Here is a 17,061-nt window from a genome sequence, read left to right on the forward strand (position 1 = left end):
TGATTATCTCGGTACCTCTATCGTTTTTACGATCTGTGCGATCACATCATCTGTTTTGATGCCTTCCATTTCCTTTTCAGGAGTAAGCATAATACGGTGGCGTAATACGTGGGGCACCATTTCCACTACATCATCAGGGATCACAAAATCACGGTTCTTCATTGCAGCAGATGCCTTGGCGCAGTTCATAACGGCAATGGACGCACGTGGTGAAGCCCCCAGGTACAGCGATGAGTTCATGCGCGTTTCGTTGATGATGGAGGCAATGTAATGAAACAGCTTTTCATCTACCACTACCTGTCTTACCAGGTTCTGGAATTCTATGATCTGCGTGGTTGTCACCACTTTGCTGATCATTTTTGTAAGATCTGTTTCCCCGTTGAAATGATGAATGCCGCGTAATACCGCTACTTCCTCTTCCAGGTTGGGATACTTCACTTCTATCTTAAACAGGAACCTGTCCAGCTGCGCTTCCGGCAACCGGTAAGTACCTTCCTGCTCAATCGGGTTTTGCGTGGCAATTACCATAAATGGCCGGTCCAGCGACCAGGTGGTGCCGTCATTGGTGATCTGCCTTTCTTCCATTACTTCAAACAGGGCCGACTGTGTTTTGGCAGGAGCGCGGTTTATTTCATCGATCAGCACCAGGTTGCTGAAAACAGGTCCCTTCTTGTATTCAAACTCCCTGGTTTGTGGGTTAAAAACAGAAGTGCCCAGTACATCCGCCGGCATCAGGTCGGGCGTAAACTGGATGCGGCTGAAATCAGCATCCACACATTGCGCCAGCAACTTGGCCGTGAGCGTTTTGGCCACACCGGGAACACCTTCAATCAGTACATGCCCCTGGGTAAGCAAACCTGCTATCAGCAGGTCTACCATCTGGTGCTGCCCTACTATTACTTTACCTATCTGCTCCCTGATAGCTTCCACACCTTCATGCAAGGCAGAAAAATCAGTCCTGGGTTGAAATGTATTGGTATCCATTTATTGCGTGTTTATATAAAATTGTTGAATGCGGTTATAAAAGTCCTTTAGCTCTTCATCGCTTATATTTTCTTCCAGTTGAACCTGGTGCACCATATGCAGCAGCTTCCTTATATCTTCCTCCGGCACCGCCGATTTTCGCGATAGCGAAGCAATGAAATCATCGTTCAGTACATTGGTGTTAAGATAATAACGTGAACGGATATACTCCATAAAATGAACGATCATTTTATGCGCCAGATTGTAGTTATTATGCTGCTGGTAATACAACTGGCCGATGGCATCCACAAACTCCAGCGAAGTATTGCTTACAGGAGGCCTGTCGGGAATGATCCGCTGCCGGCGCTTGCTTTCAAACACCACATACAACAGCAGCAATACCACGGTGAGCCATACTGCCCAGCGCATGGATGCATAACGCATCAGCACCTGCCATTCACTGAAATCGCCCGACTGTGCACTGTGCTGGCTGTTATAAAAATCATCCCAGTATACATTACTGGCGCCGTCTGCCAGGTACGACAACTGTGTTTCCAGCGCTTTTACATTATCGTGGTGCAGCAAAAAGTAGTTGGTAAAAGTATATGGATTCAGCAGCAGGTAAACGTAACCACGACTGTAGGCAATGCGGATAAAATTGGGTTTGTTCTTATAGTTGTAGCCCAGAATACTGGTGGTATTGCTGTCTACCCCTGAGAAATAACTGCCGCTCACCATACCCGGGTACCTGAAGGAAGTATCCATCGGGATGGTTTCATCTGCATACCGCTGTACTACGCCTGTTTTTTTGAATTGCATGTTGCTGCTTTCCACGGTAACAAATTTCAGCGTTTTCTCCAGCAGGGGATCCGGTGTATTGACGGCAATAAACAACTCATTTCCCCGCGATACGTAGTCCAGCATGGCATCTACATCTTTCTCTGTGGTAAACAGCCGGTCGGCTACCAGGATGTAAACATTATTGCGGAATTTTATTTCGTTGTCTTTATCAAAAGTTCTTGCAAATGGCTTTGTTACCACTTGCACAGAATTTCTCAGGAACAGCTGCGGCAGCATTCTGAAAGCTGCATAGGCGCCTCCCGCTTTTTTATCCTTGCTGTAAAAAGATGATTCCGTCATATCGGTAGACTGCTCATTCTTTCTGCTGGCAAAATTTCCACTTGCCACTACCAGTACTACCAGCAGCAGCAAAACAGACAGGATCGCATATATAGGCTTCTTCTTCACGAAACTTTTCCGATTGTGTTATTAAAATCCCTGAACTCCTGGTTAATATTCCTGAAAATCTCCTCACTTACATCGAATCCTCCGTACCAGATATATTCATAGTCCAGTGTGAGTGTGGCAAATTTTTTATAATAGGGAGTACTCCGCATACTGCGCAGGTAGTCGTTGTTGGTTTTCTCTCTTCCTGGTACTATCAGCTCCCGTCCCGCCAGCTGGAATAAGGTATACAGGTACCACCAGCGGATGGCTTGCCGTGTTTCCCCGGCTGCTATCGCCGCTTTTATTTTTTCTTCGTATTCCTGTGCACTGTGCAGCTCTTCCTCATGCACCTCTGTTAAACCTTCTATTAATTTAGGTTTGCGGAAGAAGCCAATGCCATTGCTTTTCATGAACCAATATACCAGGAAGCCCAAACCCGCCAGCAACAATAGCATTACAATAATGCGGATAGTGCTGATAGCGGAAAATAAAGCAATTAAAAAACGCTGCATCCAGGAGTTATCCGGTGGAGGCCCCTGTGGTATGTCTTTATACTGCAGTTTTTTATTTTCTTTCAGTGCTTTTACCAGTGAATCCGGTACAGTGCGCAGTTCGAAGAGAGGCGTTTCTTCTTCATAATTTTCATTTGATCCGGTGGCTGTTGCTTCCGCTTCAGCGGCCGCATTTACGGTAGCAATGCTATCTTCCGTGATCCTTGCCTGCAATAAACTGTCGTATTCCTCCTTGCTCCTGGCGGTTTGTTCATATTGCCCCATACTTTGCAGGGCTCCGCAAAGCAGCAGTAACAGCAGGCAGTATTTAATCCGGTGAAAAATATTCATGTTACTGCTTTGAAAGGATAAATGGTGTTAATACTTTCCCTTCCGCACTCAATCGATATCCTTTCTTATGCAGGTAAATGGGATAAAAAATAAAATAGCCCAGTATAAAAGCCAGTGAGCCCAGGAGGATAAAAAGACTTACCGCCAGCGGCATCTCCGTATACCTGGTTACAAAACTTTCCAGGAAAGCTGCTACAATAAATACCGGGATCAGGGTTACCATGATCTTGATACCGTCTTTAGCGCCTTTGCGAAGAGAGTCCAGTCTTTTCCGCGTGCCGGGGAACAGGATGCTTTTCCCCATAATGATACCTGCGCAACCTGCAATTACAATACTGGATATTTCCAGCGTGCCATGTATCCATATCACCAGGATAGATTTCCAGCCCAGCCCGTGCGAAAAAAAGATATACTGGAAAACGCCCAGCATCACGCCATTGCGCATCAACAGGTAAAGGGAACCAACACCAAGGAAAATGCCACCTAAATAGCAATAGAAAGATACCATGATATTGTTGTAGGCAATCCGGAAAAACATCAGTATAGAATTACCATCCTTATATACGCCAAAAGGATCTTTATTGGCAATATTCCGCTCGGTCATGTTTACGTATTCATCTCCCAATACGCCACGCACAAAGGTTTCATCATGTGCCGATGAAAATGCGCCGATGATACAGAACAATAAAAAGAAACAAAGCGTAAATAATAACAACCGGTGATGCTTACGGAACAACAACGGTAATTCATATTTAAAAAACAACTGGAAACGTCCTACATCTTCCTTGCGGTTCTGGTAAATGCGGTGATAAATACCTGCAGCTAAACCGTTGATATAGCGGGTTACTTTACTGAAGCTGTAAAAAGTTTTAGCGTAAGACAGATCATCTAACAGTGATACAAATCTTTCCGCCATTTCATCAGGGTCGTCTGTCGGTTCCTCCTGGTATTTCTTCCAGCGCGACAAATTCTTTTTGATAAACAGCGATTCTCTCATAGTGAGTCCTTTCCCTTTTAAAATACAGATATCACCTACAGTAATGGGTTACTAATGGGGAAATACCGGCAAACATACTAAATCGTCTAACAATATATAAACAAATATGTAAATTTGAGTATGGCAGATATAAAAATACCGACTTCTTTCAATATAGACCTGGAATTTGAATCAGCAGACATCATGAAAAGATTCCTGGCCTGGCTTATCGATTTTGCCATCCGTGCCTTTTATTACCTGGTGGCATACATGACATTAAGTTCTTTCCGCATAGAAATGGAAGGTCATATTGGTCTCTATTTCATCCTGGTGCTGCTGCCCCTGCTATTTTATTTTCCGGCCACGGAAATAGGTATGAAAGGACAAACACCCGGGAAAAAAATACTGAACCTGCAGGTGGTAAGCATGACGGGCAACCAGCCAAGCATCAGCCAGCACCTGATAAGATGGATATTCCGTATTATAGAAACGCCCCTGTACTTTTTCATGCTGGTACCAGTCATTATCCCTACCGTATCAATTGTGCGCACACCTTATAACCAGCGACTGGGCGACCTGGTAGCCGGCACCATCGTGATCAGTACCAAAAGAAAAGGCAGTATTGAAGAAACTATCTTCCGGGATCTTTCCAACAGCGATTACAAACCGCAGTTCCCGCAGATCATGAAACTTTCCGACAGGGATATGAATAAAGTGAAAGACCTGCTGGACCGCGCACTGAAGGCAAATGATGAGGATCTCGCAGGCAGGGTGGCTATGAGGGTGAAGGAGGTGCTGCATATTGAATCGGAACTTCCTAATACGTATTTCCTCGAAACAGTGCTGAATGATTATAATTATTATACTACTAAAGAGCATTAAAAAAGGCGACTGAGTTTAATGTTGTCGTTTGAAGAAAATTTTACATATTTATTCTTAAGTGAATAAGCTTCTTCGCAAAGGCTTCTTCGAAAAGTCAACCGCTCATATTGATTCAACATTTTTTAGTATTGCCTTCTTCAGCTCACCTTTTATTATAATATGCCCTGCAATCACACTATATTTCTAATCTCTTTAAGTGTGAACTATACGAAACTCAATGCCGCCTTGGTGCACTGCGGGTGTGAGGATGCACATATGTACCATCTTTCCTATAATACCCCTTAACATTTACAGTACCACCAGGATTAGAATATGTATTTTGTGCTCGTTGAGAAGTTTGGATAGAGGCAGGGTTATAGATGTAGTATAACTTACCGTGTGTTCCTTTAAATAGTTTTTCATCCTGGTCAATAGCGACAGTGGCAGGAATTATTTTATAAAATGACCTGTATCGTTTCGTAAACTTAGGCCTATATAAATACCCTATATGGGTGCCGACTTGAAATTTTTGATACTTCTTTCTCGGCGATGATTTTGTATAATAAATAGCTCCAGGTGCTATGTATACATCATGAATAGCGCTGTTATTAGGCTCACTTAAAAGGTAATACCCTTGATCTGATATGCACTCATAGTAATAATCTTCACCATTTTGTGACGTTTTGCAACCAAACAAAAGGAATACAAGAAGGATTGACATTAAATAGTGGTGCACTGTATTTTTATTTGTCATTACTTAAGGGTTTACATTTTGGGTTTATCAATTGAATAAATTAATATAATGGCAGTTAAGAGCCTCTCCTAAGCACGTCCTCCAAATCCATAAAAGGATTAGCAAAATTTTCATAAGAATGTGAGGTTAGGTAATTACTCTAGGAATATTTCTCTTATTTATTCAAACTTAATAATATTTGGTAGGTATTTGAGCTTATTCTTTTTAACTGCTACTTCTCTTAAAACGTGGTTCATTCTAAAATGAACAATCTTTTCATGATCTCTATATTCTATTCAATTTGTCATCTTACCATTATATAAAAATGATCTTTCAATAATCAATATTAAACTTAAAAAGGCGACTGAGTTTCAGCCGCCTTTCTTTAATGCCAATTATTTTGATCAGGCCGTTTTTCCTATCGAATTCAGATCATCGTTTACATTGTTGAAACGGGTCGGATCGCCTGCAGGACCTTTGTACACAATAGTACGGTCAAATGCTAGGATCGGGTAAAATATAACCCCAAGAAATATTAATCCTATAGTAAACCCTTCGGTTTTACCAAAACTTTTACTGAGCAGGTTGGTTGCCCAAATGGCAAAAACAATGTTTACTATTGGAACAAAGAAAATTATTAACAGCCACCACCAAGGTTTTCCTATGATTTTTAAAAAAATATAAATGCTGTAAATAGGTATAATAGACTTCCAGCCCTCTTGGCCAGCCTTTTCAAATATCTTCCAGCCACAAATAATAAAGAAAATAGATGCTACTAAACAGAGAATTAAAAAAGTGCCGCCGAATATAACGCCGAAGGCACTGCTGCTTTCATAACTTGTTTCCATAATTGAGGTTTAAGTGGTTTGTAAAATGAATGACAATATAGTTTGGGATACGTTCGCTTTCCAAATATATATAATTTTTCCCATTACATAGCGTAATCAGTATTAACCTTCAAAGAATACGTATTCCTACGGTTTTAAAAAATATTTCAACATTTCCATTTCTAATATTTGGATATTCAGTGCATTATATTACCTTTGCAACCGGCAAGTCTTATACGACCAGCTCCTACTGAACTCCCCCAGGACAGGAATGTAGCAAGGGTAGGTGGTTGTAGCGGTGCGATATAAGTAACTTGCCTTTTTTTCTTTGTTTTATTGTCATTAGTTGCTTGTCAATAGTATTCTGGTTGCTATTTTCTCCACCTCTTTCACTAATGACGGCATCTCCACAAACGCTCATTTCCTGACAACTAATTTATCATAGTATGAAATTCTTTATCGATACAGCTAATCTGGCGCAAATCAAAGAAGCTCATGATCTTGGCGTTCTGGATGGTGTAACCACCAATCCCTCCCTGATGGCCAAAGAAGGTATCAAAGGCGACGCTGCAATTATTAAACATTACGAAGACATTTGCGAAATAGTAGATGGTGATGTAAGTGCAGAAGTGCTCTCTACCGATTTTAATTCTATCATTGAAGAAGGTAAAAAACTGGCCGCTATTCACCCGAACATCGTGGTGAAAGTGCCTATGATAAAAGATGGTGTAAAAGCCATCAAATGGTTTACCGACAATGGTATCAGAACCAACTGTACCCTGGTGTTCTCTGCAGGTCAGGCCATCCTGGCTGCAAAAGCAGGCGCAGCTTACGTTTCTCCCTTCATTGGCCGTATAGACGATACCAACTGGGATGGCGTGGAACTGATCGCCCAGATTGCACAGATCTACAGCTTACAGGGTTATAAAACCGAAATCCTGGCTGCCTCTATCCGTAGCGCTCTTCACATTGTGAAATGTGCTGAAGTGGGCGCCGACGTATGTACCTGCCCGTTAGATTCTATTCTCGGCCTGCTGAAACATCCGTTGACAGATATCGGTCTCGCTAAATTCCTGGAAGACGCAAAGAAAATGTAGTCTCAATATTTTTTAGATGGTGTATCCCCGGTGCAGTAATTGCGCCGGGGATTTTTTTTCCCTTCGGGAGATGATCATGTTTTGTTGGATAATTTATCTAAATTCAACAATAATATCCACGTAAACCCGGTAATATATATAAATGAAAAGCTAATGGGAAAATATATTCTTTCGCTGGATCAGGGCACCACCAGCTCCCGCGCCATTATTTTTGACCACGATGGCAGCATCAAAGCGATTGCCCAGAAAGAATTCAAACAGATATTCCCCCAACCCGGATGGGTAGAACATGATGCAATGGAAATCTGGACCTCACAGGCCAGCGTAGCCGCTGAAGCCATACTCAAATTAAGAGTGTCGGGGGAAAACATTGCAGCTATCGGTATCACCAACCAACGCGAAACCACCATCGTATGGGACAAACGCACCGGCAAACCCATACATAACGCCATTGTATGGCAAGACAGGCGCACTGCGGCCTATTGCGATACCCTTATCAAAGAAGGTAAGGAACAACTGGTTAAAGATAAAACCGGCCTGCGCATCGACGCATACTTCTCCGGTACCAAAATAAAATGGATCCTCGATAACGTGCCGGATGCCCGCAGGAAAGCAGACAACGGCGAGCTCGCATTTGGTACGGTAGACAGCTGGCTCGTATGGAACTTCTCCAACGGTAAACTGCATATCACAGACGTAAGCAACGCTTCCCGCACTTTATTATTTAACATCCATGATATGCAATGGGACCAGGAACTCCTGGATCTCTTTAATATTCCAGCCTCCATGTTGCCGGAAGTAAAGCAATCCAGCGAAGTGTATGGTTACTCCGAAGCTAACCTTACCCCCTACCGTATTCCCATCGCCGGTATTGCCGGCGACCAGCAGGCTGCCCTGTTCGGGCAGTTATGCACACAACCCGGCATGCTCAAAAACACCTATGGCACCGGTTGTTTTATGGTGCTGAATACCGGCGATAAGCCCATTCCTTCCAAAAACAACCTGCTTACCACCGTAGCCTGGAAAATCAATGGCAAAACCACTTACGCGCTGGAAGGCAGTATTTTTATTGGCGGCGCTGTTGTGCAATGGCTCCGTGATGGCCTTGGTATTATCCGCCACTCTGCAGATGTGGAAAAACTGGCCGCTACCGTGCCTCACAGCGATGGAGTATACCTCGTGCCCGCATTTGCCGGCCTGGGCGCCCCTTACTGGAACCAGCACGCACGCGGTACTATGGTAGGTCTCACCCGCGGCTCTACCGCCGCTCACATTGCCCGCGCGGCGCTCGATAGCATCGCCTTTCAAACAATGGATGTCATGAAAGCAATGGAAGCGGATGCCGGTATGCCTATCTCCGAACTAAGAGTTGATGGAGGCGCTACAAAAAATAACCTGCTCATGCAATTCCAGGCCGATCTGCTCAATGTAAGAGTGGTTCGCCCCACCATTACAGAAACCACCGCACTGGGCGCAGCATATCTTGCAGGGCTTGCCATCGGCTTCTGGGACAGCATTGAAACCATTGCGCAGCAGTGGAAAATAGATGCCACCTTCGACGCTGCGATGGAGCCTGCTGAAAACAAACGGTTGTGCAGTGAATGGAAACGCGCCATCAGGGCAGCCCAGGCATGGACCGAAGAATAACATTTATCCACGCTTATCAATATTCCTTATGTCACCTTTTTTAGCAGAACTGGTAGGTACCGCCTTCCTCATCGTATTGGGCGACGGCGTAGTAGCCAGCGTAATCCTCAACAAATCCAAAGGCAACCAGGGCGGCTGGATCGTTATCACCATGGGTTGGGCCATGGCGGTATTCATCGGCGTATATGCCACTGCTAAATACAGCGGCGCTCACCTCAACCCTGCTGTCACTTTCGCACAGGCGCTGCAGGGGAAACTTCCCTGGGAAGATGTGCCCGTTTATATAGCCGCACAAATAGCCGGCGCTATGCTCGGCGCACTGCTGGTGTGGCTTGCCTATAAAAAGCAATTCGATGAAACACCTGATGCGGATACCAAACTGGGCGTATTCTGTACTATTCCAGCCATCCGTAACCCGAAATATAACTTCCTCACAGAGTTCATCGCTACCCTGGTGTTCATCCTGGCCATCTCGTATATTACCGGTCCCACTGCGGGCATCGGTTCATTAGACGCCCTGCCGGTGGCTTTCGTGGTACTGGCCATTGGCCTGTCGCTCGGCGGACCCACAGGTTATGCCATCAATCCTGCAAGAGACCTCGGGCCGCGGCTGATGCACTTCCTCCTGCCCATCCCCGGCAAGCGCAACAGCGACTGGGGTTACGCATGGATTCCCATTCTCGGTCCGCTGGCAGGTGCGGCAGCAGCGGCTTTCCTGTACCAGTATTTCCTTCATTAAGCGCGGCGGGGATTGTAGCGGAGGTTGTCTGACTCAGGATTATGATGATTATGATGATTTTTTTGATTTGATTTTTTGTTTTTGGGTGATTTTTTGGAAGATATAGAGCAATTGGCTAACAATATTTTCGCCACAGGATATTTAAAAGACACCCACTATACTTCATTAGCGACCTTTAAATAGCGATAACACAAAACGGCGCGCATTGACACATTCAATGCACCATGTTAAGTCATAGCAGTGATTAAACAATAAGGCCGTTTATCTATCTGGTTTTAAGAATATGTCATTGTTAACCTACCCTATGAAATGATAATCTATAAACCAAACAAAACGCCGCCTACCAGATGCAGCAAACATACAATTTGTCTAAATCATCCAATATTCCACAAAAAGTCAAAAAATCAAATCATCATAATCCTGAGTCAGACAACCTTCGCTGTATTCACCCACAGACAACAACATCAAATCAATTACCCCAAATCTTCCAAAATTCTACAAAAATCAAATCATCAAATCATCATAATCCTGAGTCAGACAACCTCCGCTGCATTCACCCACAGACAACATCAAACCAATTATCCCTAAATCTTCCAAAATTCTACAAAAATCAAATCATCATAATCATCATAATCCTGAGTCAGACAACCTTCGCTGCATTCCCACCCATAATTTTCATTTTTTTCTGAAAGTTTCGTAACTTTGAGAATCTTTAATACGGTATGCAGTTTGACAACAACCTGCAATACCCAATCTAAGACCATATTATCACAATTGCGGCAACCATATAAAATGATGAATTATGATTCAGCCCAACATCCCGGAAACCACACAACCTCGAATCGTTATAGTAGGTGGTGGATTCGGCGGCGTAAACCTTGCCAAACAGCTTAAACATGCACCCGTTCAGGTAGTGTTACTCGACAGGAACAACTATCACCTCTTTCAACCATTGCTGTACCAGGTATCTACCGCCGGCCTTGAACCGGATAGCATCGCCTTCCCCCTGAGAGGCATCTTCAGGAAACAGCAAAACCTCGTATTCCGCATGGCGGAAGTAACCGGTATCCGCTCTTCAGAAAATATACTTGAAACCGGTATAGGTGAAATACATTACGACTACCTCGTTTTCGCCACCGGCAGCAATACCAACTTCTTTGGAAATAAAGATATCGAAGACAATGCCATCGGTATGAAATCTCTCATAGAAGCCGTGCAGATCAGGAACTACGTGGTAAAACAATTTGAAGAAAGCCTGCTGCTCCAAAACCCGGAAGAAATAAAACCCAAACTGAACTTCGTGATGGTAGGCGGCGGCCCTACAGGCGTAGAACTGGCCGGTGCTTTTGCAGAGCTCCGCAAATACATTATGCCCAAAGATTATCCCACCCTGCCACAGTCGCTCATGAATGTATACCTCATTGAAGCAGGCCCTAAACTACTGGCCTCCTTTAGTGAAACTACCTCTCAGAAAACACTGGAAGCACTGCAGGAAATCGGTGTTCGTGTATTACTCAACACAGGCGTAAAAGAATATGACGGCAAAACCGTTACACTCAGTACCGGTGAACTGATCCAAACCCAATCCCTGCTTTGGTCTGCCGGCGTAAAAGGCATCCCTGTAAAAGGTATTCCTGCAGACATTATCCTGCCCAACGGCCGCATCCTGGTGAATGAACTGAACCAGGTCAGCGGATTTAACAACATTTACGCTATAGGCGATATTGCCCAGATGACCAACGATCCCCGCTTCCCTAAAGGCTACCCAATGGTGGCGCAGGTGGCTATACAACAAGGTAAAAATGTAGCGAATAACCTCAGGCTCTCCCTGGAAAATAAGCCCATGAAAGGGTTTTATTACAAGGATCTTGGCAGCATGGCCACCATTGGCCGCAACAGGGCTGTGGCCGAGTTCTCAGGTATACGCATGAGCGGATACCTTGCCTGGCTGGCCTGGATGATTGTACATCTTATGAGCTTACTGGGATTCAGAAATAAGCTGGTGGTTTTCATTAACTGGTTCTACCGCTATTTCACCTACGAAAGAGGTACCCGCATCATCATTAAACGGGGCGCCGCCAATATTGTTAAACTACGCCAGAGTATAGGCGCATAAATAAAAAGAAGAAGGGAGATGAATGATTCATCTCCCTTCTTCTTCTAGAATATTTCTTCCTATTTACGATTCAAGATCGAATTCAATGTGATTGACGATACCAGCTCATCAGACCTTCCACCCAGCGCCCGGTAATACAGCAATATGGTGTAGTTGTTCTCCGCTTCCCAATAATTTCCCTCCGTCATATCAGTATCGAACCTGGGATTAGCCGCTGTTTTGTCTACCAGTCCGTATATGTAATTATAATACCCCTGCTTCAGGAAAATAGTGCCTTCATAGGCGCGGCTGGCGCCATTATAAGTGAGCTTGTTGTTATCGTTAAGCTCATAGTTGGTAAACTCTCCGAAAATATACATATCATATCCAGCATAAGGTTCCGGTGCTCCAAAAGAGAAATGCACAGTGGCATAATCGCCTTCGAAATTAGGGTCATAATCGTCCAGCGTGGCCAGGTAATATTTCCCGTTGATGTCTTTAATAAACTGGTATTGCTTGTCGGCTGTTTCGTAATCCGTTACCGCAAATACATCGGTGCTGTTGCTATGATATTCCGAACGCTGCACCCGCTCCGTTTGCAGGCGGAAACTGCGCAGGTCAATCCAGCGGTATTCTTTACCGGCAGGCATGATACAGTCCTGCTCTGCATTGTACTTCAGAATATTCCCGTTAATAAACTGTGGCTTCAGTTTGGTGAGGGCATTATCCCAACGGTAATTTTGCAGCACCACCACTTTGATCTGGTCAAAAGGGTTCTGGATATTCAGGGAACCGGTGTTAATTTCAAAGTTGATCTTCTGGTGCGTACGGAACAATTTAGGTGCAATAGGCTGCTGGATAAATCCTGATATACTGGCCTTATTTTCCACCACATACATCCGGCGGGTAAAGGCCAGCTGCGAAGTATCGCTGTCCAGGTATACCTTCAGCATATAATTGCCTGATTTTACCGGATAGCTGTTGGTACCCGGCAGCTGGATACTGTAATGTGTATAACGCTGTAAGGATACACTGGATAACTTATAGTTCAGGATCCTGGTTTCGGAAAATCCACGCATATAATCAAACTGGTTCACCGGCGCCGGCGTCCAGTCCGCATTACAAAGCACAAAGGAATAGTAATAGTTCTTCACATCATTGTCCATGTCGTCGAACGAGAGCTCCAGCTTCTCACCGGTGCCAATGGTATACATGGGTAAGCTCAACGGATCACCTGCCTGGTTAAACTTCACAGATCTGATATTCTTGTGGTATACATGGTCCGGGGTAATAGCATTCACTTGTGCAGATGCGCCATTGTTAAACAGGCAGGCAACAAGAGCTATTGTAAAAAATAATGCTGCTGTACGCATATGAGGCAATTGATATTATTCAAGTTACGATTAAAAGCGGAAAGCCGGAAGCCAAAAGCCGGGTAGCAAATGACCCCGGCGAAGATAAAATATTTATCCGGCACGGGCGCCATTAGTCTACCTTTTTGCTTTATGCGCTGCACTTTCAGCTTTTCCCTATATTTGTTCTATGCGCTTATCATTTTTTATTGCCAGACGGATTGCTTTCAATAAGGGATCTTCTTTCTCAAAGTTCATTATCAATATCGCAGTAGCCGCCACCGCGGTGAGCGTAGCGGTAATGATCCTGGCAACAGCGCTGGTAAACGGCTTTCAGCAGGTGATCCAGGAAAAGATCTTCAGCTTCTGGGGCCATATCCATATCAATGAATACCAGCCAAACGCAGGCCCGCTCACAGAAGAAATTCCCTTCTACAGCCGCCAAAGCCTGCTGGACAGTTTGAAAAAAGTGCCCGGTATTAAATCCATCAGCAACTACGCTACCAAATCTGCCATTATAAAATCCGAAAAAGAAATAGACGGCATCATCTTTAAAGGAATAGATAAAGAGTACGACTGGCCACAGCTGAAGCGCTTTCTGCAGACCGGTAACCTGCTACAGTTCAACGATAGCTCCTATGCCCCGGAAATTATGATCTCCGAATACATGGCCAGGGAATTGCAGCTGAAAGTAAATGATAAGGCCATCATCTATTTTATACAGGGAGGCGGACTACCACCACGCGCCCGCAAACTAACGGTAACGGGCATATTTAAAACCGGTATCGAGGAATATGATAAAACTTATGTGATCGGCGATCTTAACCTGGTGCGCAAGCTCAACGACTGGGACCCCAACCAGGTGGGCGGTTATGAACTATCTATCAATAACTACCGCAATATGGATTCCCTGGCCAGGTATATGGATAACAATGCATTGCCGGATCAGTTGTTTACCCGCACCATCCGGGATATTTATCCCAATATTTTCGACTGGCTGCAACTGCAAAACCAGAATGAGCTGATCATTATTGTTATCATGACCATCGTTGCCATCATAAATATGATCACAGCCATTCTTATCCTCATCCTGGAACGCACCAATATGATAGGTATTGCCAAAGCACTGGGTATGCGCAACTGGGATATCCAGAAAATATTTGTATACCAGGCTGCCTATATCGTTATCCTGGGAATACTGATCGGCGACTTCTTCGGGCTGGGCATTGCTTTCCTGCAGCAGGCCACAGGCATCTTCAAACTGCCGGAAGAATCCTATTACATGTCGGTGGCAGCCGTATCCCTGCACTGGGTCGATATCCTGCTGATCAACATAGGCACCTTCCTCATCTGTATACTTATACTGCAGGTGCCGGCCAGGATCATCCGGCGTATCACACCGGTAAAAGCCATCCAGTTTAAATAGTTATTTCTTCCGGGTACTTTTTACATAATCACGCAGGTAACTGCATTGGTTATATGCCTGCTGGTAAAACTTCGTTTCCCCGTAACTGCCAGCCAGCAACGGGAAATAACGGTTATTTATCCATGCGTGAATATACTTGTCGCGGTCATCCCTGCTAACGATCCGCTTCTGGGAACAACGGGCAGCCATAAACGCGCACCGTGCCCGGAACTCTTTATCCGTGCTGGCCTGTGCAGCCCTCGTATAATAGCTTTCAGCCGCATAACATCCGAAATACTGCTTTTCAAAAGCGTCTTTATCACAATCGGGGGAGTACCATGAAGTGCTGGGACGGTAACCTTTCACAAAATACCATGTTCTGCCATAGTAGGAAATGCTGAATAGCGCGGTGGCATAATCATAATATACTTTTGCCGGCACCGGCGCTGTTTTCATCTTTTCCTGCAACTGCAGCATGCGCTCGCAAAACTGCAGCTGTGTAATGGCCTTATTGTATGGCCCTGCAGCGGTATCTTCCCCGAAATCCTGCAGCTGCTCATGAAACACCTGGTAGGAAACAGCCAGCGCATCTGGAGCCGCCTTTTTAAACCAGTCGCGCGCATTACTGAAATCATGGAGCCGCACATAACTCACTCCTATAGCCTGGTCCAGGTTAACGCCCTTGGGAAAGAACCCTGCCAGGTAAGATTCATACGGTGTTTTACCTGGCTGATGCAGGAACTCTTTCAGTCGTATGAGCGTTGCCGGTTTCATGTCGTTATTGATCTGGTCCAGCGAAGTCTGACCGGAAACAAAATAGTCGTTCATATTCAATGAATCGCAGCGTCCCCTTATCAGCGACTCCTTTACCAGCTCGCCCTGCTGGTGATAACGTGGCGCAAGTATGGCGAACAACAGGTTACGATAGATCTTACCAAATGCAAAACGCTTATCATCACTGCCATCCCAGGCCCTGTTCCAGTAATTCCCGATGCCGGCGGTTTTGGTATCAAACCATTTCAGGGAAGGCAGTAGCTTCGCTTCAAATGTGCTGTCAATCGTTTTTTGCTGGTTGATGTTCACCAGCAGGCCTACAATCTCCCACTGGTCTTTTACTTCGGGATCTTTTGCACGCACTGCCGCCAGCTGCTGCGCAGCTGCCGGGTAATCTTTACGGATATAGGAAAGGTAGGCAGATGAAACCAGCCACAGGTCCGCATCTTTTAACTTACCCTTTTGAACAAGGCTATCTGTTACAGTTTGTAATTCATTTAACTTTGCCAGCATCCTGCTCCTTTCTCCGGGCGGGTTTTCCCTGATGCCCACCATGTCGGTTCCTCCTTCTCCCAGCAGCGGGCTGAAATAAGCATCTTCCAGTTTATTGATTTCCCTTCCCAGCAATATATTCAGTGCCGGAGACGCCGGATCAAATGCATACACCCGCCGGATAGCCGTTACATCCGGCTCAGGATTGGTGAAGCCGTAAATAGCAGCTACCATTGCCTTTTCATGATTGTCTTTACAAAGCGGGTATACCTGTTCCATGCTCGCATTGGTCCACATTAAACTGGTAAAACAGGAAAGCCGCAGCGATGGCGCCTTGTCAAACACCCGGGAAAACAGGTAAGCGCTCTGCACAGAATCTTTCAGGTGATATAAGCCGCCTGCCTTGAGTGCCAGGGCCTTATAATATACCAGGGAAGCTCTTTCCTTTTCTCCAAACAGCTGGTCAAATGAAGCCACCGCCTCCCCGTATTGCCGGCTGTAATGCCGCAGCCTTATCAACTGGAAACTGTAACGGTCACGGATATCCTTATCCTTTACTTTATCATGCAGCTCCAGCCCCTCTTTATATAATGCCTCCATCAATACATTGTTGCGCTGCGGCGCAGTCCACTGGTCTTCCCTGGTTACTGCCGGCTCGCAGGATTTTGCGAACAACAGGTAACGCGCTGCTTCCCGGTTCTTTTCCTTTCCCAGGAACTGTGCAAAAGTGTTCCTCTTCACGCTGTCCGGTAATGCAGCACTGCCTTCTGCAATAGCAGATAACTGTTCCTTTGGATAGGTATAGATACATTCACGTATATCCTTCACCGTTATCCCGTTACCGGCATAGTTTTGCCAGTCGGCCACATTGGCTGTTTCCTCAGACGGCGTAGGGTTCCCGAAAAAATTGGTGAGGGCTGTGTAATAAAACGGCTCATAGCCGCCGCCTTTGGTATACGGACTGAAAAATGAAATGTAATAATCATACGGGTCCGGTGTAGGTCCGCAGGATAAAGTGTAAATCACGTTGC

General features: G+C 45.1%; 14 protein-coding genes and 1 other RNA gene. 7 read left to right on the top strand and 8 right to left on the bottom strand.

Features of this window, described 5'->3' with window-relative positions:
* Positions 1-3 precede the first annotated feature (3 nt).
* Genes ABIE50_RS30885 through ABIE50_RS30900 form a run of 4 tightly spaced genes read right to left on the bottom strand, consistent with a single transcriptional unit; the run spans position 4 to position 4,029 of the window.
* A complete protein-coding gene (locus ABIE50_RS30885) occupies positions 4-984 on the bottom strand; it encodes an AAA family ATPase (RefSeq protein ID WP_209862889.1) in 981 nt (326 codons plus the stop codon).
* On the bottom strand, positions 985-2,211 hold the full coding sequence (locus ABIE50_RS30890; protein WP_209862892.1) for a DUF4350 domain-containing protein: 1,227 nt from the start codon (positions 2,209-2,211) through the stop codon (positions 985-987).
* Positions 2,208-3,032 carry a hypothetical protein gene (locus ABIE50_RS30895; RefSeq protein ID WP_209862896.1) on the bottom strand — a complete coding sequence of 275 codons (825 nt, stop codon included), beginning with the start codon at positions 3,030-3,032 and terminating at the stop codon, positions 2,208-2,210. Before ABIE50_RS30895 ends, ABIE50_RS30890 begins: the two co-directional genes overlap by 4 nt.
* Position 3,033: 1 nt before the next feature.
* Positions 3,034-4,029 (bottom strand): stage II sporulation protein M, encoded by a 996-nt coding sequence (locus tag ABIE50_RS30900; protein WP_142686040.1) that lies wholly within the window; start codon positions 4,027-4,029, stop codon positions 3,034-3,036.
* Between the two features lie 120 nt (positions 4,030-4,149).
* Between ABIE50_RS30900 and ABIE50_RS30905 the strand changes: the two genes are divergently transcribed.
* The gene (locus ABIE50_RS30905) at positions 4,150-4,890 is read left to right on the top strand and encodes an RDD family protein (protein WP_209862899.1); all 741 of its coding nucleotides are present in this window, start codon (positions 4,150-4,152) and stop codon (positions 4,888-4,890) included.
* Positions 4,891-5,104: 214 nt separating this feature from the next.
* On the opposite strand, the gene ABIE50_RS30910 is transcribed toward ABIE50_RS30905, so the two are convergent.
* Positions 5,105-5,623, bottom strand: a complete 519-nt coding sequence (locus ABIE50_RS30910; RefSeq protein WP_209862902.1) for a hypothetical protein — start codon at positions 5,621-5,623, stop codon at positions 5,105-5,107.
* A gap of 383 nt (positions 5,624-6,006) precedes the next feature.
* Entirely contained in the window at positions 6,007-6,450 is a 444-nt protein-coding gene (locus ABIE50_RS30915; protein ID WP_209862905.1) for a DUF5684 domain-containing protein, read from the bottom strand.
* A 202-nt stretch (positions 6,451-6,652) separates the two neighbouring features.
* Here ABIE50_RS30915 and ffs point away from each other — a divergent pair.
* The 5 genes from ffs (at position 6,653) to ABIE50_RS30940 (ending at position 12,028) form a co-directional block, all read left to right on the top strand.
* Positions 6,653-6,752: signal recognition particle sRNA small type (ffs, locus tag ABIE50_RS30920), an RNA gene on the top strand.
* A 123-nt stretch (positions 6,753-6,875) separates the two neighbouring features.
* Entirely contained in the window at positions 6,876-7,526 is a 651-nt protein-coding gene (gene fsa, locus ABIE50_RS30925; protein WP_142686038.1) for a fructose-6-phosphate aldolase, read from the top strand.
* A gap of 153 nt (positions 7,527-7,679) precedes the next feature.
* Entirely contained in the window at positions 7,680-9,173 is a 1,494-nt protein-coding gene (glpK, locus tag ABIE50_RS30930; protein WP_209862908.1) for a glycerol kinase GlpK, read from the top strand.
* Positions 9,174-9,201: 28 nt separating this feature from the next.
* Entirely contained in the window at positions 9,202-9,912 is a 711-nt protein-coding gene (locus ABIE50_RS30935) for an MIP/aquaporin family protein (RefSeq protein ID WP_209862911.1), read from the top strand.
* An 802-nt stretch (positions 9,913-10,714) separates the two neighbouring features.
* Entirely contained in the window at positions 10,715-12,028 is a 1,314-nt protein-coding gene (locus ABIE50_RS30940; RefSeq protein WP_209862914.1) for an NAD(P)/FAD-dependent oxidoreductase, read from the top strand.
* Positions 12,029-12,087: 59 nt separating this feature from the next.
* Here the strand turns inward: ABIE50_RS30940 and ABIE50_RS30945 are convergent, their stop codons facing one another.
* On the bottom strand, positions 12,088-13,380 hold the full coding sequence (locus ABIE50_RS30945; protein ID WP_209862916.1) for a type IX secretion system plug protein: 1,293 nt from the start codon (positions 13,378-13,380) through the stop codon (positions 12,088-12,090).
* Positions 13,381-13,549: 169 nt separating this feature from the next.
* On the opposite strand from ABIE50_RS30945, the gene ABIE50_RS30950 reads away from it, so the two are divergent.
* Positions 13,550-14,785 carry an ABC transporter permease gene (locus ABIE50_RS30950; RefSeq protein WP_209862918.1) on the top strand — a complete coding sequence of 412 codons (1,236 nt, stop codon included), beginning with the start codon at positions 13,550-13,552 and terminating at the stop codon, positions 14,783-14,785.
* Here the strand turns inward: ABIE50_RS30950 and ABIE50_RS30955 are convergent, their stop codons facing one another.
* Complete coding sequence (locus tag ABIE50_RS30955; protein WP_354028258.1) at positions 14,786-17,056, bottom strand: hypothetical protein; 2,271 nt, start codon at positions 17,054-17,056, stop codon at positions 14,786-14,788.
* Between the last annotated feature and the right edge of the window lie 5 nt (positions 17,057-17,061).

Source organism: Chitinophaga sp. OAE865 (assembly GCF_040546735.1).
In the GTDB taxonomy this organism is placed as follows: domain Bacteria; phylum Bacteroidota; class Bacteroidia; order Chitinophagales; family Chitinophagaceae; genus Chitinophaga; species Chitinophaga polysaccharea_A.